Source organism: Curvibacter lanceolatus ATCC 14669, assembly GCF_000381265.1.
Taxonomy (GTDB): Bacteria; Pseudomonadota; Gammaproteobacteria; order Burkholderiales; family Burkholderiaceae_C; genus Curvibacter; species Curvibacter lanceolatus.
Genome location: NZ_KB906254.1, coordinates 314,072 through 339,748, shown reverse-complemented (window position 1 = coordinate 339,748; position 25,677 = coordinate 314,072). Strand labels below are relative to the sequence as shown.

Genomic DNA, 25,677 nt, shown 5'->3' with positions numbered 1-25,677 from the left:
GTCAGACCGTTGGCGCCGTGGTCGAAAGGAACACGTTGTCGATCGTGAAACCCCAACCCGGGTCGGTGGAGGTGTCAAACACATGGCCGGCATACGCCCCGCTGTGCGCAGGGTCGAAATACTGGTTCGGGTCTGTGACGTTGCCTGAGTCGTAGAGCATTGATGACCCCTGCCAGACCCGGTACCGGATCGTTTGGACCGACCGATCCGGGGTCACATGCGTGAAGATCTGGAAGGTGTAGATCACCCCGTCTTCCAGGATCGGCGGCGCGCCAGGAGCCGACAGCAGGTAGCTGCCTGGGTAGATGCCGTTGCACCAGGTCTCAATCTGGGTTGACGGGAAGAACGGCGTGCCGCCGGGCGCCAAGGACACGTTCCCCAGAACAATGCCCTGCCCTCTGATCTGCTTGCCGACCAAAGCAGGATCCTGACGCACGCACACAAAAATGTGCGCCGTCGGGTTCGCTGCGAAATAGCCGTTCGACAGAAAGTCGAATGTCAGGTTCAGGTACTCGTAGTACCCATCGGGGAGCGAATTCATAGCTCAGCACCAGCTGGTGAATTGGCGGAGAAAGAAGCGCTTTTGCCCGGGTAGCCAACCACAGGCGGGCTGGTCATCGCGCCGCCACGAGCCACGCCACCGTGCTCGTGCTGCACCAGGCTGACGCCCGAGGCAATTACGTCTTCGGATGCGGTGATGGAGCCCGTGTGGGCCCAATCGCCTTCGCTTTTGATGCTGGGGGCCTTAATGTGCACCTCGGTGGGCGAGACGACTTCAATACCGCCGTCGAAGAAGCGCACGTACTGGGTCGGGGCCGCTGCCACCGAGATGATGCTGTTCAGGTAGATGGCATCGCTGGGGTCATGTCGGCGCGAGCTGCCCGGCGGCGAAACTGCTTTCGAGGCCTTCACCGTGGAGATGTCGCGGTCACTGATCACGGCGATGCCGATGTCGCCAACCTGGGGATCCAGGATCACGGCATTGCCACCGCCTTGGATGCGCAAATAGGGCACGTTGTAGATCACCCCATGGGCGATTGCGTCCAGGCTGCCGGTGACCATTGAAACCAGCGGTTTGATGTCCACGTAGCCGATGGGCGCCACGCCGCCGTCATTCGTGACCGCCACCACCTGCACCGGGATGGACGTTCTGACCTTGCTCAGCAGGGCCTTGAAGATCGCCTGCAGCTCGTTGGCATCAGACTCGAAAGCCGCGCCAGAAAATCCAGGAAGGGGGTTAGCTGCTGACATAGAGGCCGCTTTGAGTCAGGCTGCAGGTCGAGAACCACGGGCCGCCAGGCGTCATAGTCGAGAGTTCGTGGCGCATGCTCTGCACCTTCCAGTCGCCGCAGGCCTTGGCGATCAAGGACTTGACGCGCACCGTGCGGCCAAGCTGCATTTCGGGCCGGAATTCGGCGCGCACCGCGATGCCCGTGGGCGTGAAGGCGGGGTAGCCAACCATGCCGTTGTCAGGCGAGATCGACAAGATCGTCGAATCGGACAGGCCATTGTTGGGCCAGATCGAGACGATACCGTTTTCGATGTTGCAGGCGATGCGCGCGGCATCCGCCAGGGTGCGGATCTGGTCAATCGCAGTGCCGTAGAGATACTGGTTTGACAGCTGGGAGGTGACGCCGTTGTTTTTAAAGCCGAAACCTATCGAAGCCGCGATAGTTTGAATTTTGGCAGCGACATCCACGGTGCCCTTGCCTTCGTTGGGCGCAGCCGGCTTCACCTTGAACAGGAAGCCGGCCTGGGCTTGCACGTTGAAGGCGACATCCGGGATGCCGGCGAAGTCGATGAAGGCTGCCGTGATGGTGCCTTCGAAGACCTGGTGAATCTGCCCGCCCTCGTTGCCGGCGCTCACCGTCACGGAGTCGCCGCGTACGGCCAGGGCGTTCAGGCCATCCGTGCTGAATGTGTTCATGTCCGCCAGGCGCATGCCGTAGACGCGCATGTTCAGGCTGCCCACCGCCAGGCCGCCGCCCGGGTTGTCGATGATGGCCTCGACGCGGTGCCCCTCAAGGTCCAGGGTGTCGGCCCCGTTGGGCAGGCTACCGCTGGCCAGCTTGAAGCTCAGCTTGATGGCACGTTTGACGAAGGTCATGAGATCTCGGAGGCGGGGAAGTAACAGAGGATCCAGCGCGACCCCAGGCCGGTGTATTCCGGGTCCGATGTGCCCTGGGTGTCGAAGAAGGCCAGATCGCCAGAGAATCCGAAGTAGGCCAGGCGCACGATCCAGCAGCGGTCGCGGCAGATCTGGCTCTGCAGCACCGCGGCGCCATCGATCGACAGGTCAAGGAACAGCCCTGTCGATTTCTGGGTGACCGCGATGGTGCAGTTTTGGGTGCCCAGCGTCACCAGCTGGGTCTGGGCCGGAACGGCAAGCAAAGGGATGATCTGCATCACATCACGCCGGCGGCGCCCATCTGGTTCTGCTCAGAAGCAGTCGGGTTGGTTGGAGACACGGCGCCATTGCTCTGCGGGTCGGCCCCGGACGCCTGCTTGGTCGACTGGTACGAGGCCTGGGCCGTCGGTCTCACTTCGACAAAGTAGCAGGCGGCCACGATCAACTTTGCGCCGTTGCTGCTCGTCTGTCGGTAATCGAACGACACCAAGTTGCAGTTGGGAAACGAGGCGTCAGGCGTGACGATGGTGAACACGTCGGTCGAATCAGCCATGCTGCCCAGGGCGGCGAGGAAATCGCTGCGAGTCATTTGACCTTGCCCACCGCACGAGATCACGAGGCGCGCATCAAACGGGCTAGCGATCTTGTTGTAGCTGGCAAAGGCGCCCTGCTCCACCGGGTAGTTCGAAACCCGGCTTTCGCCATGGAACTCGAACGCGATCACCGAGTCCGGGATGATCGCTGCCGATCCACCTTCGGCCAGGATCTGCCACTGGGGACCGTTGAATTGGCTCCCGTAGCGGTACGAGGCAGCCGAGGCCAGGGCCAGCGCCGTGACTTTTGCCGCCTGCCTTGGCATCGTCGGGATCCCGGACGCAGCGGGCACATTGGGGTACGGGATCAGTGGCATGTCAGATTTGTCCCGCTGTCGCGAGGCCGGCCATCTTGGTCTGCTGCTGCAGCGCCGATTGCAGGTCACGCGCGATGCCGCCGGCATCCTTGGCCTGGGTGTTGATGGTGATCGGGCCGTTGACGTTCGTCTCGTTGGTCGTGGTGTTCACCACGCGAGATGCCGCCGGATTGGCTGCAGCCGCTCCGACGCGGATACCGCCCGTGATCTGGGCTTCAGACACGTAGCCCTTGCCGTTTTCATGGTTGGTGATGCCGCGAACCAGCGCTTTGAGCACGTCGGCGTTGCTCAGGTCGACCTTGTCGTCGGCCTTGAGCCCCGTTTCCTTGGTCAGCGCCGAGATGTAGGCCCCGACGTCGTTTTCACTGGCCGGCGCGTACTTCTCGACGATGGCCTTGATGGTGTTGACGCCCCGGGATGCGTAGATCCGGAGTTGCTTCACCAGGGCGGCGATTCCGGCTTCCATGCTCTCGAACTTGGCGAACCGCCCAGGGCCATCCTCACGGGTGGCGCCCTCTTGGCCGACAAAGTTCAGGTTGCCAGGGTTGTTGTTGCGCACGCCGCGCGGAAGATTGCCACCGGCGGCAGCCTTGGAAGTGGCAGCAGCCGGCGCGGCCGGCGCAGAAGATCCACCGGACTTGGTGTATCCCTTGACTCCATTGGCCGCCAGGGCATCGTTGGCTTCCTTGCTGCCACCGTAGGCAGCCACGCGGGCGATCAGCTCGCCGAGCTTGTTGCCCACCGACGTGGTGGCCAGCTTTTCGCCCAAGCTGGTGGCAAAGCCCAGCACATCGCTGATGCCGCGGGCAATCGCGCCGATCACCGTGGCCAGGCCAGAAAAGAACCCCGAGATCTCGCCCTTGTGCGTCTGTACCCAGCCAGACAGGCTCAGCAGATCCTTGTTCGATTCCTCCAGAGCCGGTGTCAACGCCTCGAAGATCGTCTGACCGACACCGTAGAGCTCGCGGCGGAAGGTCGCCCACTGGGCCTGGGCTTTGATCGCCGCCTGGGTGCTTTCCTCGGTCACACCCGAGGACCGGTACATCTGGTCAACGACGCCCTGAATCTCGGTGCGCCCCAGGCGCAACAGGTTCAGCGTGCCCTCATCGAGCCCCAGCATGGAGGCGGCCCGGATCTGGTCCTGCGCGCTCAGCCCCTTCAGGGCCGTGGACAGGTCCAGCAGCAAATCCTTCATCGGGCGGATCTTGCCGTTCGAGTCTGCGATGTTGACGTTCAGGGCCCTGAAGGCGGCCACCACCGGGCTGTTTTCGCCCAGCTTGAAGGCCTCGAACCCGGCCTGCATGGCCTGCATGGAGCCGCGAAAGGCCTCAGCCGTGCCGCCAACCGTCTCCACAGACGCGCCCCAGGCGTCCAGCTCGCGCGCCGACACACCGAGGTTCTTGGCCTGCCGCGCCAGGGCCGCCTGCCCGTTGACCATGTTCGTGAAGAAGTCCTTCACGCCACGGGCTCCCAACGTGATCGCGACGAGAGAGATGATCTCGTTTTTGACCTTGTTGAACCCCTCGGCCATGGCCTTGCCCTGGGCCTCGATCTTCTTGGTCTCTTCCGCGCTGCGGTCGCCGAACTTCTTCAGCGAGTCGCCGGCTTCCTTCTGGCCCTTCTTGTAGCCCGAGACATCCAGCCCGAGCGTGACCAGAAGCGCGTCAACGATTGTTGCCATCACCGGCCCCTGTTCATCATGTTTTCGTTGTGGCTGTTGACCTGCGCGATCTCAAGCAGGAGCCACATGTCCTCGACACCGTAGATCGTGTCGAGCTCGTGGAGGGTGGCCAGGCGGGTCGTGACGACGGCGCCCACCACCTTGGAGAGGTTCTCGTACTCCACCAGGCCGCGCGGTCGTGCCGCGAGAGCCGCCACGCCGAAGTCAATCAGGCGGCGGCGATGGAAAAACCCGCGTGCAACTTGAACACCTCCACGCGCAGCTTGATCCGGGTGGCGATTTCCTCGATGTCGTCTTCCACCAGCTGGCGGACGATGCCGGGGTTCTGCGGGTTGGGGATGGCCTGCACGCAGGCAAACATCTCGTCCATCAGCGCCTCGGCATCCTCAAACGGAAGCTTGCAGATCAGCTCCAAGGCGATCTTGGCGATGCCGGCAAATCCGCTGTCGGCCAGATCTTTGGGGATGTCGATACCGGCGCGGCCGATGGCCAGAAAGGCCCGCATGGCCCACTTTTCGGCCTTGGTGGCCGGCATCTCGCGGATGAAGTAGGCCTTGCCCTGGTCGCGCCCGGCTTCCTGGATCTGGATGATGAGTTCTTTGCGTGCCATCTCAGATCTGCTCCGGGGTGATCTTTTCCCAGGTGATCACGAAGGGGATCGGCTGGAGGGTCTTCTTCACGTCGGCGAACGGCTTGACCGTGGTCAGGATGCCATTGGTCAGCGTGTACTTGCGGTTGATGCCGGGCAGGATGATCGAGCCGTTGGCCGGGTAGATCTCCTGTGCGCCCACCTGAGTGGAGGCCCAGGTCTCGAAGATGGCCAAGCTGGGCGAGGTGGGCATCAAGATGACGTTCATCTTGTAGGCCTCAAAGACGAAGCCGGCCGACAGCTTGCCGTCAGCGCCCATCATGATCTCGGCGTTGGTCACCGGATCGGCGTTGAACAGGTCATCCGTGGCGAATCCCTCGATCAACTGGGGCGCGGGGTAGATGTCGGTGATGGCCAGGGCCAGCGTGGAATTGGCGGAAGTAAGAGTTGCCATGAGGGCTCCAGAAGTGGGAAAGCCCGCGCATGGCGGGCCTATCGGGTGGGGTCAGAAACGAGAAACCCGGCGCTGGGCCGGGTTCAGTGGTGGAAGAGCTGTGGCTGTATGTGCTGCTCGAGCACGAAGCGCTCATGTTCCAGAGCGGGTATCTCGCGCTTTCGCTCGAGCATCAGGTGAGAGCCGAAGGATGCGCGCACCTTGGACTCCACCTCTTTGGCGATCAGCTCCTGCATCTGCCGCCACAGGCCGCGCTCGCGGTGCTGCAGCTCGTCACGCATGCGGAAGAACTCGCGGATCAGGGCAACCTTGAACTCGATGACCTTGGGCGAGTTGCGCATGAAGGCGATCAGCAGGCCGGCCTGGTGCTCGTTCAGCAGCGCGAACTCGCGTTGCTGCTTGCCCCCGCGGGTTTCAAAGGTCCGCGTTTCAAACGCGACCCTTCCGAAGGCATCGAAATCGCTCTGATGCCGGCGCAGCAGGGCTAGCACGTTCTTGTGCTGGATGCCGATGCCGCGCGCGATGGTTTCGGACGATGCCCGGGCCTCACCTTCAAAAGCGGTGACAAGAGGGGTGATTTGCATGAAGTGCTTCCGTTCAAAGCGCGTTCCAGGCAATGCAGCGGCCAGGGCGGGGAACGAGTCCGCCTCTTCGGGGTATCCCCCTAGGCCGTGCAAAAAGGAAAGCCCGCGCGTGGCGGGCTGTGATCACTGGATCTCGATGGACGCCAGCGCGAGCCTCTGCACGCTGCCCCCGTCTGCATAGAACAAAGTCATGCTCGGGCTGGCCCGGGTCACGCGAATCGCAGCCGTGGCGGGCTGGATGTACAGGTAGTAGCCCTTGGCGAAGATCGTGGCGCTCACGTCGCGGCCAATGGCGTACTGGATTTCCGCAACTTGCGAGGTGGACAAGGCCACGCCGGTGCGGATCGCGCCAAAGTTGATCGCGGAGTTGATCGGGTCTTGGCAGGCTGTCGCAATCAGGTTGTAGCCGGCCTGGTTGTACGGGATCGAGCCCACCGTCATCAGAAGCTTGATCATGGCCAACTGGATGTTCGAGTTGAGCCAGATCTGATTCAGGTATGTGTCCAGCCAGGTCCACGAACCCGACACCGCGCCCGAGTAGAAGAAGTTGAACTGCTGCGTGGCGTTGGCGTAGGCGCCGAAGTACAGGTAGCCGTTTTGCTGCAGCGCCTGGGCGTTCGTGGCGTTGGTCACAGCAGGCGTCAGACCCGACTGGGTGCGAAATGCCAGGGTGGCGCGGCCGTTCGTCTTGTCGAAGTCCAGCGAGGCGGCGAAGCCCAGCACGAAGGCCGCGTGAGCCAGATCGGCAGTGCCTGTGTAGACCGGGATCGTGCCCGACGACTCGGTGTTCTGCAGGTAGTAGCCGAAGGTCGAAGTGCTGCCAGCCACCAGGGCGTTCGGGTCGCTGTCGATCGATACGTAGCCATAGCGTGGTGCCACCGAATTCGTCCAGGCCGCAAAGGCCTTGGCTTCATCCAGGGACGATTCCCAGGCCGTGGTGAACAGCGCCCAGTTCTGAGTGAGTTGGGCCAGGGCCGGCATGAAGGTCGCCGGGGTGGCGGCCACAGCACCGGCGGAAACCACGGCACCGGCTGCGCTGGTCAGGCCCAGGGCAGTGGACAGCGTACCGGTGGCAAAGCCCACCGACGAACTTGCGCCCGTGGTGCCCGAGGTGATGACAAATGCGTTCTGGGTCGTGTCCCAGGTCACGGCAGCACTCAGGGCGGTTCCGATGATGGTGGCAGCATTGGCGAACGAAGTGGCAGCGCTCAGCGAAATGCTGGCGGCGGTCTTGTTCGTGCCGTCCACAGCGACGGTCAGGGAACCGCTCAGGGCCTGCAGTTGGGTCAGGGTCAGCGACAGCGTGGCGCCGCGCAGGTAGCCCGCCACATCGGTGCCGTTGAACTGGGCAAAGTACAGCTTGCCCGGCACCTTCGTGCAGCCTTCGTAGCCCTTGAAGTACACCTGGGCCATCGCGTATTCGGTCGACGTAAGGCCGAAGAATGCGCCCACATCGTCAGCCAGAGCAAAAGACTTCACGGTACCGATAGGCACGTACGGGCTCTTGGTCAGGATCACGCCGTTGAGGTCAACAGCAGAGCCCGCTGCGGCGAGAACGGACGGATTTGCCGTTACCACGGTACTGATGGGGATAGTGGACATTTTTATTCCTATTCGTTTGGTAATGGGAATTGATATTCAGGCCGCCATTTAATAAAATGGGTGCACCCAATAAACTCCAAGATTTATGCTGAAGATTTGCCGAAAGTGCTTGGTCGAAAAAGACGGAATAAACTTTTCTCGCTGCTCAGCAAATAAGGATGGTTTGCAGTACCAGTGCAAGGAATGCAAGTCGGCCTACAAAAAAGAGAACAGGGAGGCGACCAACCTTATTGCCAAGCGTGGTCGAGAGAAGAATCCAGAAAAGCACCGAGCCGCTACGAAGAAGTGGTTTGATGCGAACAAGCAGCGCGCCCTTCAAAAGAGAAAGATTTATTACTATGAAAATCTTGATTATTCGCGCAGATATTCAATTGAATACAAAGCAAAAAACCCTGACTACTACGTCTCGTACAGAAATAAAAATATAGAAAGAGAGACTGCGCGGGTTAAGCGGTGGGCTCAAGCAAACAAACACAGGCTCAATGCTTCGTATGCACGACGTCGATTTGCAAAGTCCCGATCAACTCCACTATGGGCCAATAAAGAAGCAATCATTGATATCTACAAGAAGAGCCGAGAGCTTTCACAAGCAACAGGCGTTGAGCACCATGTAGACCACATAGTCCCCCTTCAGTCAGATGTGGTTTGCGGACTTCATTGCGAAGCCAATCTTCAGATCATTGACGCAAAGGAAAATATCCGTAAAAACAACCGGTGGTGGCCGGATATGCCTTGATTGGGATAGTGGACATCGAGGGTCACTCCAGAAATGAAAAAACCCGCTCGCTGGCGGGTTTGAATGGGTGGGGAATGGCCCACTGATGCGGGCAAAAGAAAACCCGCTCAGAGGCGGGTTGTGTGTCATGCGCCCGAGTGGCGCCCGGAATGTGAGGGCGCCGCGCCGGGGCTTGTGGGGCGCGGGCCTGGGTGGAGCTAGGTCACCAGATGGGTTAACTGGCAATCAGGCCAGACCAAGCTTGGTCAGGTTGCGAATAGCAGCTCGTCGGATCCGATAGTTGCCACCACCGGTGATCGCCAAATACAACTGGAGCACAGTTGTCCCGGCGGGAACAACAAAGGGAGGAGTCTGAAAAACACCAGGACCTTGCAAGGTGTAATTTGCGTAGGTGCTGTCCCAGTAAAGATCACTGGCCGAGGCGAAGAATGAAGATCCGTTATAGGCCTGGACTTTCAGGCAGATACCTTGGGTGTTTGCTGCTGCGGCAGAGTCATAGCTATCACCTGCAAACTCAACAACACCGATCACGGTATCGCCAATTGCCAGGCTGGAGCCGATGGATACGTTCGATGTGAGCCCCTGACCGGTAGTTGTTCCATTCGGGACATTCAGTTGACACCATGGATAGGCGAAACCATCCGTGGCAGCAACATAGGAGATTGTCGGCGTCCCCTGCTTATTCCAGCCCGTAGGCGTTGCCGAGCCAGCCCCATACAGCATGGGGTTTGTAAGAAGGTTGTCCGTATCGCCGTTGCTTTGCGCAAGCCAAGGATTCACGGTGCTGATATACGGGCGGACAGCATCCGCAATCAAACGGCCTTCAAGTGCCGCGCCAATCGGAGATTCATGCGTACCGTCAGTAAGGGCTGTGGAAAGCGCTTTGAACGTGGTTGAAATATCCAGCGTGGCAGACTCTTGAGAAACAAGCACGACATTGGGGCGTCGCGCTGCAGCGATTTTCAGAAGACGGTTGATCTGCATGTGATACTGGTTTTCAGCATCGGCTGCAACTGTCTTTGGCGGAATGGTGTACCAAAGTACGCGGCGGCCAGCGGCGACAGCCTGATCCCACATCGCAATGATGTTCACATCAGTGGTGCTGGAGTTTCCCGTATCTGAAGCAGAAGAATCGTTTGTGCCAGCCAAGCCGCAGACCCACTCAGACGGCCTGGAAAGAACATCAGTTTGGAATCTGGCAAGGATTTGCCCAGATTTTTGCCCACCAATTCCAGCATTGCCAACCACCTCGAATGCATGATTCAGTAGAAAGTTGGCTTGATTGAATTGCCCCTTGCAATCGTAGGAGGCCCCCAGCGCCTGAACTGGCGTTGCAATCGATGTGCCGCCATTCATTGCCGTTTTCGAATCTCCAATGAGGATGATCCGGTTTCGATTTGGGGCGTTGCCAAACATAAATCCACCGTTCAGCCCCAAAGTAGCGTGCTGCTTGGCATGCCCGCCATTTGCCAGCCAGGTATCAGCAGAGGCCGAAAACGAGGCATCGGGGATCGAGCCAATAGGCGTCGGCACACCGAAGCGGTTCACGGCGCCGATCACCTTCCCGGTGTCGTCCACGATGAACCCGTAGAAGTCTTTTTGAATGGTGGCGGTCATAGAGGCCTCGAAATGCAAAAGCCCGCACTCGGCGGGCTTGGGGTTTGAAGGTGGGGTGACTCAGGGAGTCGGCGGGAAGTGGGTGTCGACCTCGATCAGGTCGATCTGCAGGGCTGTGGCTGACTCCTGCGACACGGTCACGACGGGGGTGATCTGCAGCACGGCGGAAAGCTTCCAGCGCTCCAGCCACGTCTGCTCGCCCGTCACGAGCGGAATCTGGATGGGGTCATCGGCATAGGCCGGGACGATCCCGTCCGGGAAGGCATCGGTGGCGAACTCATCGCGCCACAGCGCCTGCACGGTGTTGGCCCAATCTCCTGCCTGGGGGCCGTAGAAGTCCAGTTGGATCGGGAACTCGGACAGCATCTGCACTGCCTTCGACCCGGGCGCGCCGGATGTGTAGGCGGCCACGTTGGTGGACAAGCGCCGCGAGGCCGAAAAGGTCATCGCCACGAAGGCACCCTTCGGCATCGGCACGCCGTTGCCCTGGGTCTTGATCACCTCAGTACCGGCAGGCAGCACCGATTGCAGGAACTGGCCCACAGCCGTAACGACCTGCGCTTCGGTGATGGAGATGGTCGTGGTGGTCATGTGGATTGCAGGCAGACGAGGACGCGCGCCCAGGTGGGCCATGTCTCCATGACCGATATGACGCGCCAGTCTTTAACAGGGCCGCCGGGCACCTCGGGGAATTGCAGGATGTCGCCACCCTTCTGGTTGTCGCGCACGACGCCCTGCACGTTGCCGTAGAGGTGCACCGAGCGCATGACGCCCTGAATGTTCAGGCCCTCGACGTGCTGCAGGTCGCGGCCCGACAGGCCTTGCACGTTGGCCTGCACCGTGGTGCTGGTCGTGGTCGGCGTGCGGCTGAAATCGGCGTTCGTGGTGTAGCCGTTGGCCTGCACCCAGGTGACGCTGATGTTCGGGTTGATCGCTTGGATCGTGGTGTTGGCCAGGGCCCGGAGGTTGATCATTCCGTTTTCCCGACTGCGTTCGTGAGGGTGGCAACCATGAGGCCGGTGTCCTGCAGGGGATCGCTGGGCACGCCGTCGATGATGCTTGGGTCTTCAGCGTAGGCGGCGGCGGCTTGGCCGACCGTCTTGCCGTTAATGGGCAGGCCCTCACGGCGCCACTTGCGCAGGACCAGGGTTGTAGGGCTCAGGGGCTCGACAGCGTTGCTGGCAATTTGCGCCTTGGTGTCGCCGGCCATCTGCAGGCCCACGCCTTCAAACACCTGATCAGCGGTTGCCCGGCCAGCCGATACGGCGCGCACACCGCTTTCCAGCAGCTTGGTCCAGGCCTTGGTGCGGGCGTCGATGGTGGGCTTCAGGAAGGGCCGGGGCGGGATGCTGACCTCTGGGGCGCCGTTCTCCTGAATGGTCGCCACGTAGGCAACGGGGGTGCCGTCCTCGTACTGGGCGGACGGGAACCAGCCCATCTGCGCCTCTTTGCCGGCGAACTCAGCCGGGATGCGGTCAAGGAGGGCCTTGATCTTGTCGAAGTTCAGCGTCTTGCCCATCAAAACACCCCGCCAGCTTTGCGGAACGAGGCCCGCTCAAGCGAGCCGCCGATGTAGAAGCCGCCGGCGCCGCGTATCTGGAGCAGCGCCCACAGTTGCTGCCCGTAGGCCGTGGTGGCCAGCCAGTACTGCCAGCCGGATTTCGTGGGCGGCGGCGCCATTGATGCCGAGACGCTGCCCTCAGACCCGCCGGTGACGACGCCCGGGGTGCTGCCCCCTGCCCCGTTTCCGCTGGGCCCGTTGATGATCTGGAACGACTGCGCTAGGTGGGCGGTCATCAGGTTCAAGGCGAGCTGCAGGCGGTCGCCGGTCAGGGCGAAGCTTTCAGCGATGTAGCCGTTCGCCATGGTCCAGTAACCCTCCAGGGCCGGGGTGGACACCGACGCCAGCGCCGGGAACATGGCAGCGAATGCCGTGGGGTCAAGTGCTGGCGTGGTCATGGCGGCTTACTTCTTCTTGCTGGATGTGGGCTTGGCAACCGCGTCGCCAGCGTTCTCGAAACTGGACTCGGTCAGGGGCGCGCTGTTGTCGGCGCTGGTCATGTCGGCAGCCACCTTCTCGGGGTCTTCGGCCACGTCTTCGATCACCACGAAGCCGTTCTTCTGGTGCAGCTTGAAAATCTCGTTGGCCTTAAGGACTTCGACCAGTTCGGCGTCGATCTCGGTGCGCACGCCCAGCGGGGTCACGATGCGGTCATTTGCCACGCCGGTGCCGCCCTTGATGGTCACGGAACGGGCTTCGATGTGGAGGTCGCTGGTCTTGACCCACTCTTTGTAGGTGGTGTCAGCAGCCAGGGTGCTGTAAACGTATGCTTTTGCCATGGTGGGCACGCCTCAATGAAAAAGCCTCGGGCTCGATGCCTCGGGGCTTTGTTGGGGGAAGTCCCCGGCACGGCGCCGGGGCTGGATCAGGCCTTGCGGCCTTGGTGGGTCAGATGCCGGAGGCGCGGACCACAGCGTAGGGACGCTTGCACATCACGCCGGCGGTGGCGTTCGTGTAGTCCTCGACGTAAGCCTTGGCGCGCTTTTCCACGCCCAGGGCGCGGAACTTGGCCGGCACGACCTGGTTGAACACACGGCTGTCGTCGCTGGCACCATCGTCCACGGACTCGGCGAACAGGTAGAACACGTTGGCGCCGCCGTTGGCAGCGTTCAGCTGGGGAGCCGACACGACGCGCATTTTCGGGAACGTTTCCTTGATCCACTCGCGCACCGAGTTGCCGTAGTTGCTGGTGACGCTCAGGTAAGCGTAGGCGGCAGTGGGAACGGCCAGGGTCAGCGGCGTGGTTTCCGGGTTGATGGTGTCCTGCGATTGGGTCTGCAGGGTGGCCACGGCGGTCCGGATGTCGGCGGTGATCTCCAGAAACTGCTTGTTGGCCCAGGTGGGCGAGCCAGCTGCACCATTGGGCACGGTGTAGTAGGCAGGCAGGGCCGGGTCGTTCAGGAAGCCGTAGGTTCGGTTGTTGCCGCTGTTGAAGCCATAGAAGCCGATGGCATTGCGCTGGACTTCGAGGGCCAGAGCGCAAGCGCTGCGCTTCTCAGCGGCGCTATTGGCTCGGATGCGGGCCGCACGTTCTTCTTCCAGCACGCCGACCTGGAAGCCCTTTTCAAAGCGCACGACGGTGCGGCGCTCAAAGTTGGTGTTCCAGGACGCCAGGGGCACGTTGGTGGTATCGCCGTAGGGCAGCGCCTGGCCGATGGGCTCCAGCACGCCCTGCACGACTTCCTCGTCTTCCCAGGAGCCGACAGTGGTGATGCCGATCAACTCGTCGATCTTGCGAGCAGCGGTGATCACGCGCACAAAGCCGGGCATCCAGGCTTGCAGGAACTGGATGGGGGTGGTGTTGCCGGCGGTGGTGATGAGACCTTGATTGGTCGCGTCCATCGCGGCCGCCATGGCATTGATCTTGGCGGTGGGGAATTGGATGCCGATGTCGGAGAGGGCCTGGTACTCGGCCACGTCCTCGGCGTCCATTGCCACGGGGCCGACATTGCGCGGGCCGACGTAGCTCAGTTCTTGAGACTTGTTCATTTTGGGGTTCCAAATGAAAAGAGCCCCGGCGCAGCGAGTGCGCAAGGGCTCATTGGATGGGGATCAACCTGCGGTGCAGGTCGTGGCTTAGTTGGTCAGGCGGATGGCAGCGGGGCCGGCGGCGGTGTTCTGGAAGTCGATCACGATGCCGTTCGGCACCAGAGCGCAGCCAGAGCTGGGCGAGGCCCCCGGGGCGACGGTGGACAGGGCACCGGTCGTCACGTTGTACTGGAACACGTCGCCGATGTTGCAAGCGGTACCGCTGGCCACAACGAAGTCGCCCATGGTGGCGAACTCGCCCAGGGTGTTGTCGGGCACGGCCAGGGTTGCAGCCAGGGTGCCGCCAGCCGAGGTGCCGACAGCGGCGTAGCTCTTGGGGCTGATCAGGATGCCGCCCAGAACGGTCGGGGTGCCGCCGGCGCCGGTGATCGTGGTGCTTGCCGCAGTTTGCGAGGTGCTTACCGTGTAGGTGCCAGTGCCGCCAGCGCCCGTGCCGTAGCCGGTGATGGTGGTGCTGCCGGTCACGCCCGAGCCGGTGATGGTCTGGCCGATGCTCAGGGCACCAGAGGTGACGCCGGTCACGGTCAGGGTGGTGCCGCTGATCGAGCCGGTCACGACAGCCGCGCCCTGGGTGATCACGCCGCCCACGCTGGCGATGTTGGTGGCGGCGTTCTTCGTGAAGAAGTAGCCGACCACGTTGGCAGCGCCGTTGGAGTTGATCAGCAGCTCTTGCGAACGGGTCGGGCCGTCCTTGTAGATCTGACCGATCAGGCCGAAGGCGTAGTTGATGTTGACAGTGCTTTGGAAACCCATGGTCTTACTCCTGCTTGCCCAGGTGACGGGTCACGAAGTTGGACTTCTTGACAGCGCCGTCTTGAGCGTGGGTGGGGACGGCCTTCGATGCGGGATCGACGGCGGCGGCGAGGTAGCCAGCCAGGGCGGCAGCTTCTTGGCCGGCGGCAACGCTCAGGCCCAGCTTCTTCACGCCGTAGGCGGCCACCTCGGATTCGGTCATTTCGGCATGGTCGAAAGTGCCGATGTGCTTGCTCAGGGCGACGGCCAAGCGGTCGCGGCGGGCGGCCTGGGCGGCGAACGACTTGAAGGTCATGCCGGAATCCATGCCGGTGCCGGGCTTGTCCTGGTCAGGCTTCTTGCCCTCGGGCATGTCTTGGTCGGCGTCCTGGGCGTTCGGATCCTTGTCGGGATCAGCGTTCGGGTCGGTGTCAGCCGACGGGGCCGGGTCGGCAGTCTTGCCGGCAGCATGTTCTTGCAGCATCTTCAGCGCAGGCATCACCTGCTCGATTGCCTTCAGGGCCTGTTCCAGCGTCAAGCCGGAGCCGCCCTCTTTGTTTTCATCAGCCATAGCGGCTCCTTCTTCAGGGGTTGGTGGTTTCGGCTCGTCGGCGCTGTCAAGAACAGCCACGTCAGGGCCCATGCGCCCGGCGTCAACCAGGGCAAGGTGATTGCCGCGGATGTCCCGCTGCACGTAGTCGTAAGCCTGGCCCTCGAACTCGCCGGGGGTCGGGTCGTACCTGCATCGGTATCCGAGAGACAACTCGGTTTTTCCTGCATCGATGGCGTTGGCCATGGACTCGGAGAACACTTTCAGATTGGCGCGGACAACGCCGTCTTCGAAGAACACGTCTTCGCCGGTCACGCCCTGCACGCCTTTGCGTTCGGCGGGGGTCATGCCCGCTTCTTCGGAGCCCAGCATGACGTGGTTGTCGATCCACGGGATCAGCTTCAGGGACTCCAGGGTCTCGGTGGATGCCAATTCCTCGGCAGGCCGGTAGACCATGTAGATCTTGTTGGGGTCAGGTGCGCCTGGGATCTGCCGGCCGGTGTAGGGGAAGACGCCGACCTTGCTGATCGGGTTGGCCTTCACTTCGAACCAGCCGTTCACGTCCATCTGTCGCGCGCTGGCCTTGTCGGCAGCCCAGGCGTCACCGATCTGCAGGCGCACGCCCAGCGCCTCATCCATGCCGCTCACCTGGTCATCACCGGGGGCGTCGTCAGCCACCGATGCCGTCAGCCAGTCGGCCACACCAGGGTGCAGCGGCTGCGGCTGGTCGTCAGGCAATGCCCAGACGTAGCCGTCATGCTCGGCGTTCAGGGTCGGGAAGAACTCGGGCTCACCGGCGCAGAGGAATACTTGAAACACACCATCAGGCGTGGTTCCAAGCAGTTCCAGGCCGGCGGCCGGGGTATGCGCGGTTTCCTCGCGAGATTCGCGGATGGCTGCCTCCAGGGGCGATTCACCCTCTTCGATGCCGCCCCCAGGAAACGCCCAGGTGCCAGGGTGATTGCCGCCCATGCCGCGCTTCAGCAGCAAAACCCGGCCTGTGTCGGCGCGGTAGAGAATGCCGGCCGCAACGGGCGCAGCAGCAGTGACCGCCTCGACTTGTGCGGGGTCGGTGGTGGGTGGCATTGGCCTACTCCTCGAATTTGATGATTGGCCGCATCTGGCATCGGCAGAAAGGCAGGTCCCCGGGCTTTCCGCGAACTTCCTGGCCGTACATCACGCCGATGACCGGCGGATCGTCCAGGCTGAAAACCTTGCCGTTCATGCGCTGGTGGTTCTCGCGGGGATGGACTGAGCCACCCGTGTGCACCCATTCGTACTCACGCACCCCGATGGCCTGCATCCGGGCCGCGTTGATGTTGGAATAGGCCTTGCGGGTCTGGTCCATCGACACGTTGCGGGCGTGGCGGATGTTCTGGTCGTACTTCTGGTTGAGGAACGGCACCAGGTCCTTGAGCCCGTTGCCCGACGTGATCGAGCGAGAAACCGCGCCCTGCACCTCGGTGAGGTACTTCTGCGGGATCAGCTTGATCAGGCTCACCGCCTCGGCGGTGCTGGCCTGTACGACCTCCTGCAGCTGGTCGGTGAACACGTCCGTGCTCAAGGTCAGCTTGTCCGAGAGTTCGCGCAGGGACAGGCCCAGGGTGACGCTGCTGCTTTTCAGCGTGCGCGCCACCATGCGCTTTGTCGCCTTCTTGGCGGTGCGACTGAACTCCTTCTCGTACTTGAGCATCAGGTGGTTCAGGTCGATCCGCGCCCGGGGGCCGAGGTTCTTGATGTACTCGCGGATCTCTTCGGGCTTGGGCTGGTCTTCCGGGTCAGGGAAGCCCTCCAGGGCCGGCGGTCGCTCCTTTGCATCCTGCGCGGCGTGGTGTACGCTCTCAGCAAAAGCCGCCTTCATGACCCGCTTGGTCTCATCGCACATGCGCCGCACTAGGGCGAGGATGGCCGACGAATACTCAATCTGGATCGCGGCACTGGGCGTGAGCACACCGCCGCGCATCTGATTGGGTTTATTCAAGGTCGTCATCGTCGTCGTATGGATCAGGTCCGCCCTGGTCGCCCAGCTCGATGCCGGCATAGCCTGATGTCGGGTCGCGGGCGATGCGCTGGCGTTCGTCTTCGTTGCTGATGGCGCCGCTGGCTACCAGGGCTTGGCCGGTCTGAGCCTTCACCAGGTTGGTTTCAGCCTGTTCCTTCGCGGTCGGGCTATCCACCGGGCGCCACTCGACGGTGATGTCGATCTGCTCGGGCATCTGCACCTTCGGGCGCACGAAAGAGCGCATCACCAGCAGGTGGTGACGCTCAATGAGAGGCGTCAGGTCGTGCTCTTGGATGCTCTCCAGCTCTTCGTGGTAGTTCGATTCCTCGTACTCGCCGGTGGAGTTGAAGCCCTTCGGGGTGGTGCCAAGAAGCTTGGTCGCAGGAACATTCGCCGCGGCAGCAACGATCTGGTACTGGGTCATGATGACCGTGTCCAGGTCGGCCAGCGAGGTGTCGAACTGCTGGAAGTCGTCGCCTTCCTTGTCGCCCAGCTTGACCCCGTAGTTGTCTCGGAAGGACACCCAGCGGTTCAAGGCCTCGAAGGCCTCCTCGCCCTTGCCGATGAACGTGTCCATGGCCGTGCGCCACACCGTGGTGCGCTTGGTCTGGGCCAGTTGCGGGGCTTCGTTCGCCACGCGCTCGGCTGCGTAGACCCGCTCCATGATCTGCTGGGGCACCGGGATGCCGCCGTAGAGGTAGGCCGGTTTCAGCAGGTCGGGCGGCTCGGCATTGCGGAAGATCACCAGGTGGGACCGGTGGTACTTCTTTCCGTTGATGATCCACCAGGTGGGCTCGTAAAAATGCAGCGTTTCCGGGTTCGCCACCGCGTGCTGCTCAAGCTGCGGGACAACCCAGTAGGGGTCGACCTGCACGATGCCTTTGTAGGAGCCTGGCGTCACGCCGTCCGGGTTGAACGGCTTTTCGTAATATTCCGGGTCTTGGGACTGCACTCGGAACAGAGCGATACGCACGCCGAAGATGCGACCCATGCGGATGAACTGCTCCAGATTCCAGCGCAGTTTGAAGGCCTTGTCGTACCGGCGCAGGATCGTCATCGCTGCCGGGTCGATCTCTTGACCATCGGCGGCCACGATTTCGAACCCGTTGCGCACGGCATCTCGGCCGGGCATGGTGCAGCACTTGTTGATCAGCCAGTTCTGGGCCAGCATAGCCGCGTACTGGTAGCCGATGAAGCTCTGGCTTGCGTACCAGGCGCCCAGCACCTCGTTCATGCCGCCGAAGTTCAGCTGCTGCTTGAGCGAAAGAGTGTTGCCGTCGGATGAATCCTGGGCCGATGCTGTGACAAGCTTAGGGGCCTGATTAATCAAGCCGTGGATCACATCCCGCGAGTTCACCAGGGACTGGCCGGCCTCCGCAGCGTGGGTGCTGAAGAAGCTCGGCAAACGACGGTTCTCGGGCGTCTGAGCCGGTTGTTTCGTCTCAGATTTGCGGAACCAGTCGAACATAGTCAGCCGAAGAAAGAGCGCGCACGCAGCATCGGGCCCGCGTGGGCCATGATGAAAGCGTCGGCAAGGTTGGGGGACGCAATGTCCCGTTTGGCAAGGTCTTTTTTGCTCTCGACCTTCACACGCCCAGCGCTGTCGAAGTCGCGCTTGGGTATGCACAGCTCCTCGATCATCTCGTCCAGGTAGGGCATGGATGAGTCGAGAAACAGCAGGTCGCTGGGGTCGAATGTCCGACCATCCTTCACCGCGGCAAAGGTGTTGCGCACCCGGTCGGCCGTCATCCACCAGGCCTGGGCCTTGATGTTGGCGAAGTAGTCGCGGTTCTTGACCTTGGTGCCCGGGTAGAGCTGATCAGGCTTGAACACCGCCCCGCCGGCCAGGAACTTGGAATGCGCGATGCGCTTTCCGTGCTCGGCGTTGAGCTCGTTGAACTTCGCGCCCGCCGAGGCCCCGACGCCGATAGCGTCGTAGATGATGTCGTCGTCACGGTCGCGCGCCGTCTTCCACACCAGGGCGCAAGACTTCAGCAGTTCGTCTTCCTTGGCCTTCCAGAGGCGGGCCCAGGAAGTCAGCGGGCCGTGAGATTCGACCATCGCGCAGGAGTCGTCGCCAGCGTCGGCAACGTCAAAACCCAGGCTTCGAGCCCCGGCTATTTCAATGCCAAGCGTCTTGTGGGCATCAATCGCCGTCATCAGGTGACTGCGCTTGAACACAGCCATGTCGTCGTCATCCTTGGGTTCACCCAGGTAGACGTGACGGTATTCCTCTTCATCCTCAGCCTTGGCAGCCTCAATGACCTTGCGCATCGTCTCCGACAAGAACGGGTTCTCGTCGTAGTTGATCTTGCGCACCACGGCATCGGGCGGCGGGTTGCGAACGAAGCGCTTGTAGACGAAGTCGGTCGCCAGCCTGGGGTTGAAGATGATCCAGATCTGGCTGCCTTCCTTGCGGATGGTCGGCTCCAAGATCTTCCACTGCTCTTCGGTGAGGTTGTGGGCTTCCTCAATCCAGAGGATGTCAATGCCCTCCAGCGACTTGACTTCATCGATGGACCGCCACAGGCCGTAAAACAGGAACTCGCTGCCCGTCTCCAGGCAGGTGATCTTGTTGTTCAAGATCTCAAACTTATCCTGAAGGCCCAGTCGCTCGATCTGGATCTTCAGCAGGGTGTAGACCGACTCCTCGATCTTGTTCTGAAACTGACGCGTGCACAGAACGCGAATTCGCGCTTTGCTGGCCATGTAGGTGACCATGCCGGCCGCGTCCCAGCTCTTGGAGCTTGAGCGGCCACCGTACAGCACCCGGATGCGTGCCCGCCGGCGCCAGAAGTCTCGCAGCGCCGGGTTGAGCTTTGCCATGGGGTCAGTCGTCGTAGAGGTCGCTCAGGGTCAGCGGCTTCTTGTCCGCGTCGCCTCGGTTCACGCGGGCGACTTCTTCCTTGTTGGCGGCCAGAAGGTTCAGCGGCGTCTTGGCGGCCTCGTTGGCCAGGCTCTGCAGCATCGCCACGCTCTTCAACTGGGCGGAAGTGCTCAGCGGGTCGGCGTCGTCAACCAGTTCGGTCTGTGAGTTGGCCAGCGCGCTCAGGCGGTGGGCAGTCGCAGCGCCGTAGCGGGCCGCCGATGCCAGGTTCTTGCTGATGGATTTCAGGTCATCAGCCAGGGTCAGAGCATCACGCTGTTCAGAAATCGAAAGTGAACGCAGCGCCTGATCTGCGGTAACTATTTGATTTGCAACGGTTTTTATGGTTTCGATTCGTTTCGAAACTCTCGTACTGATCGCGGCCTTCGAAACGCCGAACTCACGCGCAAGGTCTGCAGCCTTCTCCCCGGCCAAGAGCCGCTTGCGGATCTCTTCCCATTGGGTTTCGGTGAGCTTTGAGGGGCGGGCCATGGCGTCTTTGGAAGATGGTTACGGCGTAGTTCCGCCCTGAAGGGCCAGCTTCGCCTTGGCGATAAAGAATTCAGCGCTGCGGATCTGATCCTCCACCTGGGAGGGGCTCCAAGCAGGACGCTCAAGAGCTGCCTTGGCATTCTGCAGATGCTGCAACGCAGGGAGTACCGATGGCATTGGCGGTGGAGGTGGCGGGTTGCTCATGCCATTTGTCCAGGGAATTGGTGCAGGGCTCTTCCCTGTAGTGCGGGCGGCTCAGTGGCTGCGGCAGATGGGGGTGGAGGGAGGCCCTGCGTAAAAAGGTGCGCCGTCGCTGCGATCGCATCAAGCAGCGTTATTGGATATCTCAGGGAGTTTTCATGGTGGCCCGCCCAGGCGCTAACCCTGGGCCACAGCGGCGGCGCAAACAGAAAAGCCCTCAGGTATTGACTGAAGGCTTTGAATTGATTGCCGGTTACGCGATCCGGCGGTATTTCACCCGCATTTATGCCCGATGTATTCGGCCCGCTGGAAGCCGGTCTTGCCGGCGTCACCTACGCCGAGATGGCTTGATCAAAACCTTGCGACGCAGGAATTCGAATTTTCAGAGTGGGAATAAGGCAGATCTTTCGCCCCCAGAGCTTTGCCGCCGCTTCGGCTACCTGATAGCGCATCGGATCATGCTCACGCCCGAAACCCGGCATCAGCGCGGCCTTGACCTGCTTCTTGAGCTGGATCTTCTGCCGGCGCTTGCTGATACGCCGAAATTTTGCGCCGCCGATCTTCATGAGACGTCCAATTCCTTGATCTGGAAGTGCCAGCCGCCCCAGCCCTTGGTCAGAGGGTAAATCTCCTCCTGATCGGGCAGGCTGAGCTTTTCGGCCAGTGCTGCGCGGTATTCAGCTTCTTGCTTTTTGCAGCGCTCCAGCCAATCGCCTGTGACATGGGGGTTTTGGCCACGGCACGCCTCATACCAGCGGTCGAACATCGCCAACAAGTTGCCTTTGTCGAGGGTGGCCATCAGGTCTTCAGGGCCGCTCTCTTCATGCTGCCACAGCAGGTAGACGAACTTGGGTTGCATTGGGTGCCGCTTGAATTGGTGGATCGCCAGGGACTCGAACCCCGCTGCCCCGGAGGGCTACAGATTTACAGTCTGCTGCGGTCGCCAGCGCCGCCCGCAATCCTTGAATTTGGCTCCGGGGGCCTTTCACCCAGATGGCTTGTGGGACTTGCACCCCATGGAGTGGCAGGTGATGCATTTCCTGCTTGTGAGCCCCTGGTGGCTTGCTCGAACTCACGCACACGCCACATCAACAAGGTCGCGGTCATCATCCGCATTCACTCTCAAGGCTGCTGACTATCGCAGGCTTCACTTCGGCCATCAGGCCCCCGGCTTCCCCGATCCTCAAAATGAGTCAGGGCACAGGTCATTGAAGTCAGCAGGCTTGAAAGCAAAAACCCTCCGAGGCGGGTGTTTCTGGGCGCACGAATCCTGCGAGAGCGATCCCCGGTGCTTACGTGGCGGTCCGGGGCTCAAGTCGGCAGAGATTCGTGGGCATGGAGATAAGCACCTCCGGCGATCAGCGGCGCCGATGATACCTTTTTTGAGGGAGGTATGCAACCCCCCTCCTCTTTCAGCGCTTCCCCCCGCTGCGGCGCTGCCCGATGTTCCCCCGGGCCAGCTCGACACAGCAGTCAATCCAGTTGGCCAGGCGCTTTCCGTCTTCACCGAATGGGGGCTGGGTCTTGCCCGTGCCCTTGCAGGGGCGGCACATGGCCCCCCGGCCGCTGGGGCCCAGCTTCGTGCCGTTGCAGGCCGGGCAGTTCTGGTTCATCCACCACAGGATCACCTTGGATGCCTTGGCGCTGGGGTCGTGCACCTTCCACTTGTCCATCTGGCCGGTCAGGATGGCGGCCACTCCCTTCCAAGACTTGAGCTGCTGGATCACCAGTATCCATTCGTTGGCCTCCCAGCGATCAACCTCAGCCTGGGCTCTGGCCTGCTGCGTTGCTGGGTGTGGGGGGGCCACTTTCACGGTTCTGGGCACCTCTTTGGCGATGCGCTCGACGGCTTCCTTGCTCACCGGTCGGGGCTTGGCCGCACGCTCCCACTCGGTGTGCAGGCGCAGCATGGCCAGGCCAATGCGGCTCTGGCTCCAGCCGGCAGCAATCAGGAAGTCGGCGGCGCCTGGGCGATCGGCCTCGACACGGAGGTGGCTGGAGACGATGGCAGCGGTGTAGGCCTCCTCTATCGTGCGGGGTTCTGGAGCCTCGGGCGCGGGGCCGGCGGCGGGCGGTGTGGGTTTCTTGGGCTTCGGCACCGGTGCTGCGTTGGTCACTGGGAGGCTCCTTTCTTGAGTTGTTCGATGCGGGCGGCTTCAGCCTTGACGGCTTCGTGGCCAGGGGTCCAGTCCTCGCCGAAGATCGTCTGCAGGGCAGCTCGGTACTCGGTGGAGAGGCGGCCATTGCGCTGGGATTGCCAGAAGCCCAGGCACTTGGAAAGCGCTCTGGTCTGGCAGCCTTTGCAGCCATCGTGATAGGCACCCCAGTGCCAAATCAGTCGGGCTTGGGTGCAGTCGGGACAGTCGTTGCTCATGCAGCCACCAATCTGCCGAGGCGTTCCTTGAAGTCGGATGCCATGGCGTGGCCGTTCTTCAGCTTCAGGTGCAGGTCGCACGCGGATCGGACGATCACCGGGTGGGGGATCTCGGGCAGCAGTCGGACGCAGGCCTCCAGGCCCGACGAGATGGCGGCGCGGTGCACCGGGTTCACCTCATCGTTCTCTGCCTGGGTTTCCAGGGCGTTGACCGAGGCGCGGATGATGCGCAGCTCGGGCCTGTCCGGGTCCATCTGCATTTCCAGCGCGGCACCCAGAACCACAAACAGCACCTTGCCGGCCTGGTTGACCATGTGCACACCACCATCGCCGATGAGGATGTGGATGCGGGCGGCCGGGACTGTGCCGCGCCATTCCTGAGCGATCACGGCGCGCTCGACCATGTTGAGGGTCTTGGGACGGGGCTTCATGCTGCGGCTCCAATCGGGGTTGCATTGAGGTGATCCAGCGCCCATTGGGCGGCGCGGCGGTCGCGCTCGGGCTGGGTGGTGTCGAAAGCGATGGCGCGCCATTCCAGGACCTGGGCCAGGTGGGCGCGCATGAAGGTCATTTCCTTGAGAACGGCGTCGGCCGGGCCTTTGTCGAGCCAGTCATGGCAGCAACTGCAAGACCACACGGTGAATTCATCATTTGCCTTTCGGGCGCCACCCTTCCCACCGTGGCGGCTCCAATTGGAATGAGCGGCCACAGTTGTCGTGCTGTCGTAGTTGCAAACTCCCTGTACGCGCATCAGGCAGCCGCGGCCCCGTGCCATTTCAAGCAGATGGGCGTTCTTGTGACGGGGCGTCTTGGGGATGGCTGCCGTAAACCCGTTCACCGGCGCGATCACACCGCGGCGGATGGGCTTCACCGTGGCCACGGCCTGGGCCGGCACGCGCTCGGCGCGTTCGATGGGCTCTCGGCGCGGTGCGCGCTTGAAGCCGCTGCGCTTCATGGGGGTGCGCTTCATACGCCGCCCCAGTCAAGGCCCTTTGTCACTACTGGCAGGCGCTGGCCAGGATGGTTCACATCAAAGATGTTGACCCCCATCAGATCGGCCAGCCGCAAGGCGTTTGCCCAGGTAAAGCCATCGAACCCAGATGTGTGGACAAAGTAGGGGAGCTGCTCTGGCAGCATGTCCCGGTCATCATCGATGATGGCGAAGCGCTCAATTCCAGGGTGGCGATCAAGCCAGTCTTGAATTTCGGCCCCACGGATGCCGGGAAGTGACGGGGTCCGGTCGACGATTGGCAGGCCAAGGTCTTTGCCATATTGCGTCCAGTCCGCGTGTTTTCTCCAAGTCGATGAGAGAACGACAACAGCCCCCGCTAGCCGAACAATCCCACCAATCAACCCGATGGCGACGGCGTCCAGCAACTGGATGCCACCGTCTGCCGTTGAATGAGGAATGCCGCCAAAGGCTATGCATGTGCGATGGCAGTTCAAGACACCATCAATATCAAGGAAGACGGCTTTCATTCCCGAAACTCCCCAAGGATCGACTCGATCATTTCGATGCGTTGCACCGGCTTCAGGTGCTTCCAGAGCGTGCGCCCGGCACATTCATGGCGCAGAAACTGGACGGCGGCCAAGTGGAACTCTTCCATCTCGCCCTGCTCCAGATTTGAGTAGCTGATGGACTTCGGGACGGGGATCACTCCGCCTTTCGGGCCTGGGTGCCAGTCAACAAAGCCGCTGCCGACCTTCAACCAGGTGCGGAAGGCTTCGAAGTCCTCGAACTTCTCCTGGGCTTCGAATACGGCCTGCTCCAGCGCCATGTGCTTGCGGTGATACCAGCCCAGGCGAGACTGATGGGTCTTGACCTCGACCATCTCACCGGGCTCCAGGCGCAGCAGGCGGGACCAGAATCCGCGCCACTGGCGGCGGCCCTTCTCGCCGAGGCCATCCACGAAGCCGAACATGACGCGACGGGCGGCTTCCTTGTCGGCCTCGGTGAGTTCAACGCCGTGCTGACGAACCAAAGTGATGTCAGCCATTGCGGGCACTCCTGTCGCAGCGGCTCCACTCGCGATTCAAGACGCGATCAAAGATCACAACCGCACGCGCCCGATATGCCAATTCAAAGCGCCTGCAGGTCTTCTCACTGAGGTTTGGGGTCGGCGGGAATGCCCAGGGACTTGAGGCCAAAAGAGCCCCAATGACCATGTTCAAGTCTTGCTTATCCATGGGCCACCTCCGCCCCAGCTGTCAGGTGCACCTTGACCATTCCGCCGACCTCATCGCGCACAAAGGGGTGGCAGACGAAGCGCTTGTCATCAATCCCCAAGGCATCAGCCAGGCCATCCCGGCCAGCCTTGAACGCAGCAATCATGTTGTCGTCATCCCGGTGGCGGCGGTCAGGTGGGTAGAAGTCGATCCACAGATGGACGCGGCCTTCCGTCTCAGGCTTCACCAGCTTTGCCTGATGGGCAAGTGCAAAGCAGGTCATGCGGTAGGCCTTCGCGTGCTTGGACTTCTGAGCCCAATGCAACCGGGCATTGGGGCTCAGCTCTTTGGGGGGGAACGGGAGAGTTACGGAAAATGACATC

At 61.8% G+C, this 25,677-nt stretch carries 34 protein-coding genes and 1 tRNA gene; 1 reads left to right on the top strand and 34 read right to left on the bottom strand.

Annotation, left to right across the window (positions count from 1 at the left end; genetic code table 11):
• Position 1 precedes the first annotated feature (1 nt).
• The 11 genes from F624_RS0105980 to F624_RS0105930 all read right to left on the bottom strand — a co-directional run bounded on the left by F624_RS0105980 (position 2) and on the right by F624_RS0105930 (position 7,948).
• Positions 2–541 carry a hypothetical protein gene (locus F624_RS0105980; RefSeq protein WP_019573365.1) on the bottom strand — a complete coding sequence of 180 codons (540 nt, stop codon included), beginning with the start codon at positions 539–541 and terminating at the stop codon, positions 2–4.
• Complete coding sequence (locus F624_RS32200) at positions 538–1,251, bottom strand: Gp138 family membrane-puncturing spike protein (RefSeq protein WP_019573364.1); 714 nt, start codon at positions 1,249–1,251, stop codon at positions 538–540. The genes F624_RS0105980 and F624_RS32200 overlap by 4 nt, the downstream gene beginning before the upstream one ends.
• Entirely contained in the window at positions 1,238–2,107 is an 870-nt protein-coding gene (locus tag F624_RS0105970; RefSeq protein ID WP_019573363.1) for a baseplate hub protein, read from the bottom strand. Before F624_RS0105970 ends, F624_RS32200 begins: the two co-directional genes overlap by 14 nt.
• Positions 2,104–2,406 carry a phage baseplate plug family protein gene (locus F624_RS0105965; RefSeq protein WP_019573362.1) on the bottom strand — a complete coding sequence of 101 codons (303 nt, stop codon included), beginning with the start codon at positions 2,404–2,406 and terminating at the stop codon, positions 2,104–2,106. Before F624_RS0105965 ends, F624_RS0105970 begins: the two co-directional genes overlap by 4 nt.
• Complete coding sequence (locus F624_RS0105960; protein ID WP_157443344.1) at positions 2,406–3,038, bottom strand: phage baseplate protein; 633 nt, start codon at positions 3,036–3,038, stop codon at positions 2,406–2,408. The genes F624_RS0105965 and F624_RS0105960 overlap by 1 nt, the downstream gene beginning before the upstream one ends.
• 1 nt (position 3,039) lies before the next feature.
• Positions 3,040–4,719, bottom strand: a complete 1,680-nt coding sequence (locus F624_RS35505) for a hypothetical protein (RefSeq protein WP_019573360.1) — start codon at positions 4,717–4,719, stop codon at positions 3,040–3,042.
• Positions 4,719–4,916: a hypothetical protein gene (locus F624_RS0105950; RefSeq protein WP_019573359.1), complete on the bottom strand. Its 198-nt coding sequence runs from the start codon at positions 4,914–4,916 to the stop codon at positions 4,719–4,721. Before F624_RS0105950 ends, F624_RS35505 begins: the two co-directional genes overlap by 1 nt.
• 11 nt (positions 4,917–4,927) lie before the next feature.
• Positions 4,928–5,329 (bottom strand): phage tail assembly chaperone, encoded by a 402-nt coding sequence (locus F624_RS0105945; protein ID WP_019573358.1) that lies wholly within the window; start codon positions 5,327–5,329, stop codon positions 4,928–4,930.
• A 1-nt stretch (position 5,330) separates the two neighbouring features.
• The gene (locus F624_RS0105940) at positions 5,331–5,762 is read right to left on the bottom strand and encodes a phage tail fiber protein (RefSeq protein ID WP_019573357.1); all 432 of its coding nucleotides are present in this window, start codon (positions 5,760–5,762) and stop codon (positions 5,331–5,333) included.
• Between the two features lie 83 nt (positions 5,763–5,845).
• Entirely contained in the window at positions 5,846–6,346 is a 501-nt protein-coding gene (locus tag F624_RS0105935) for a Rha family transcriptional regulator (RefSeq protein ID WP_019573356.1), read from the bottom strand.
• A 123-nt stretch (positions 6,347–6,469) separates the two neighbouring features.
• A complete protein-coding gene (locus tag F624_RS0105930; protein ID WP_031254248.1) occupies positions 6,470–7,948 on the bottom strand; it encodes a DUF3383 domain-containing protein in 1,479 nt (492 codons plus the stop codon).
• 109 nt (positions 7,949–8,057) lie between these two features.
• Between F624_RS0105930 and F624_RS34710 the strand changes: the two genes are divergently transcribed.
• Positions 8,058–8,684, top strand: coding sequence for a hypothetical protein (locus tag F624_RS34710; RefSeq protein WP_157443343.1), 627 nt, complete (start codon positions 8,058–8,060; stop codon positions 8,682–8,684).
• Between the two features lie 225 nt (positions 8,685–8,909).
• On the opposite strand, the gene F624_RS33935 is transcribed toward F624_RS34710, so the two are convergent.
• From F624_RS33935 to F624_RS0105810, 23 genes are all read right to left on the bottom strand, one after another.
• Complete coding sequence (locus F624_RS33935) at positions 8,910–10,301, bottom strand: SGNH/GDSL hydrolase family protein (protein ID WP_157443342.1); 1,392 nt, start codon at positions 10,299–10,301, stop codon at positions 8,910–8,912.
• 60 nt (positions 10,302–10,361) lie between these two features.
• The gene (locus F624_RS0105920) at positions 10,362–10,892 is read right to left on the bottom strand and encodes a phage neck terminator protein (protein WP_019573353.1); all 531 of its coding nucleotides are present in this window, start codon (positions 10,890–10,892) and stop codon (positions 10,362–10,364) included.
• Positions 10,889–11,275, bottom strand: coding sequence for a hypothetical protein (locus F624_RS0105915; RefSeq protein WP_019573352.1), 387 nt, complete (start codon positions 11,273–11,275; stop codon positions 10,889–10,891). The genes F624_RS0105920 and F624_RS0105915 overlap by 4 nt, the downstream gene beginning before the upstream one ends.
• Complete coding sequence (locus F624_RS33255) at positions 11,272–11,820, bottom strand: hypothetical protein (RefSeq protein ID WP_019573351.1); 549 nt, start codon at positions 11,818–11,820, stop codon at positions 11,272–11,274. Before F624_RS33255 ends, F624_RS0105915 begins: the two co-directional genes overlap by 4 nt.
• Positions 11,820–12,260, bottom strand: a complete 441-nt coding sequence (locus tag F624_RS0105905) for a DUF4054 domain-containing protein (RefSeq protein ID WP_084679424.1) — start codon at positions 12,258–12,260, stop codon at positions 11,820–11,822. Before F624_RS0105905 ends, F624_RS33255 begins: the two co-directional genes overlap by 1 nt.
• 6 nt (positions 12,261–12,266) lie before the next feature.
• A complete protein-coding gene (locus F624_RS0105900; protein WP_019573349.1) occupies positions 12,267–12,641 on the bottom strand; it encodes a hypothetical protein in 375 nt (124 codons plus the stop codon).
• A gap of 109 nt (positions 12,642–12,750) precedes the next feature.
• On the bottom strand, positions 12,751–13,851 hold the full coding sequence (locus F624_RS0105895) for a major capsid family protein (RefSeq protein ID WP_019573348.1): 1,101 nt from the start codon (positions 13,849–13,851) through the stop codon (positions 12,751–12,753).
• Between the two features lie 87 nt (positions 13,852–13,938).
• On the bottom strand, positions 13,939–14,664 hold the full coding sequence (locus F624_RS0105890; protein ID WP_019573347.1) for a structural cement protein Gp24: 726 nt from the start codon (positions 14,662–14,664) through the stop codon (positions 13,939–13,941).
• Positions 14,665–14,668: 4 nt separating this feature from the next.
• Positions 14,669–16,279, bottom strand: coding sequence for a DUF2213 domain-containing protein (locus F624_RS0105885; protein ID WP_019573346.1), 1,611 nt, complete (start codon positions 16,277–16,279; stop codon positions 14,669–14,671).
• A gap of 4 nt (positions 16,280–16,283) precedes the next feature.
• Positions 16,284–17,234, bottom strand: a complete 951-nt coding sequence (locus F624_RS0105880; protein WP_084679423.1) for a phage head morphogenesis protein — start codon at positions 17,232–17,234, stop codon at positions 16,284–16,286.
• Complete coding sequence (locus F624_RS0105875; protein WP_019573344.1) at positions 17,167–18,663, bottom strand: phage portal protein; 1,497 nt, start codon at positions 18,661–18,663, stop codon at positions 17,167–17,169. The genes F624_RS0105880 and F624_RS0105875 overlap by 68 nt, the downstream gene beginning before the upstream one ends.
• Before the next feature lie 2 nt (positions 18,664–18,665).
• Positions 18,666–20,021: a PBSX family phage terminase large subunit gene (locus tag F624_RS0105870; RefSeq protein ID WP_019573343.1), complete on the bottom strand. Its 1,356-nt coding sequence runs from the start codon at positions 20,019–20,021 to the stop codon at positions 18,666–18,668.
• A 4-nt stretch (positions 20,022–20,025) separates the two neighbouring features.
• Positions 20,026–20,553 carry a helix-turn-helix domain-containing protein gene (locus tag F624_RS0105865; RefSeq protein ID WP_019573342.1) on the bottom strand — a complete coding sequence of 176 codons (528 nt, stop codon included), beginning with the start codon at positions 20,551–20,553 and terminating at the stop codon, positions 20,026–20,028.
• A 533-nt stretch (positions 20,554–21,086) separates the two neighbouring features.
• Entirely contained in the window at positions 21,087–21,320 is a 234-nt protein-coding gene (locus tag F624_RS0105855; RefSeq protein ID WP_019573340.1) for a hypothetical protein, read from the bottom strand.
• Positions 21,317–21,553: a hypothetical protein gene (locus F624_RS0105850; protein WP_157443341.1), complete on the bottom strand. Its 237-nt coding sequence runs from the start codon at positions 21,551–21,553 to the stop codon at positions 21,317–21,319. Before F624_RS0105850 ends, F624_RS0105855 begins: the two co-directional genes overlap by 4 nt.
• A gap of 76 nt (positions 21,554–21,629) precedes the next feature.
• Positions 21,630–21,716 (bottom strand) — tRNA-Tyr (locus tag F624_RS0105845).
• A 450-nt stretch (positions 21,717–22,166) separates the two neighbouring features.
• Complete coding sequence (locus F624_RS0105840) at positions 22,167–22,871, bottom strand: hypothetical protein (RefSeq protein ID WP_019573338.1); 705 nt, start codon at positions 22,869–22,871, stop codon at positions 22,167–22,169.
• On the bottom strand, positions 22,868–23,128 hold the full coding sequence (locus F624_RS0105835; RefSeq protein ID WP_019573337.1) for a hypothetical protein: 261 nt from the start codon (positions 23,126–23,128) through the stop codon (positions 22,868–22,870). The genes F624_RS0105840 and F624_RS0105835 overlap by 4 nt, the downstream gene beginning before the upstream one ends.
• Complete coding sequence (locus tag F624_RS0105830) at positions 23,125–23,559, bottom strand: hypothetical protein (protein ID WP_019573336.1); 435 nt, start codon at positions 23,557–23,559, stop codon at positions 23,125–23,127. Before F624_RS0105830 ends, F624_RS0105835 begins: the two co-directional genes overlap by 4 nt.
• Positions 23,556–24,098: a nuclease domain-containing protein gene (locus F624_RS33250; RefSeq protein WP_019573335.1), complete on the bottom strand. Its 543-nt coding sequence runs from the start codon at positions 24,096–24,098 to the stop codon at positions 23,556–23,558. The genes F624_RS0105830 and F624_RS33250 overlap by 4 nt, the downstream gene beginning before the upstream one ends.
• Positions 24,095–24,607 carry an HAD domain-containing protein gene (locus F624_RS32185; RefSeq protein WP_019573334.1) on the bottom strand — a complete coding sequence of 171 codons (513 nt, stop codon included), beginning with the start codon at positions 24,605–24,607 and terminating at the stop codon, positions 24,095–24,097. The genes F624_RS33250 and F624_RS32185 overlap by 4 nt, the downstream gene beginning before the upstream one ends.
• Complete coding sequence (locus F624_RS0105815; protein WP_019573333.1) at positions 24,604–25,125, bottom strand: DUF1367 family protein; 522 nt, start codon at positions 25,123–25,125, stop codon at positions 24,604–24,606. The genes F624_RS32185 and F624_RS0105815 overlap by 4 nt, the downstream gene beginning before the upstream one ends.
• A 182-nt stretch (positions 25,126–25,307) precedes the next feature.
• Complete coding sequence (locus tag F624_RS0105810) at positions 25,308–25,676, bottom strand: RusA family crossover junction endodeoxyribonuclease (RefSeq protein WP_031254235.1); 369 nt, start codon at positions 25,674–25,676, stop codon at positions 25,308–25,310.
• Position 25,677 lies beyond the last annotated feature (1 nt).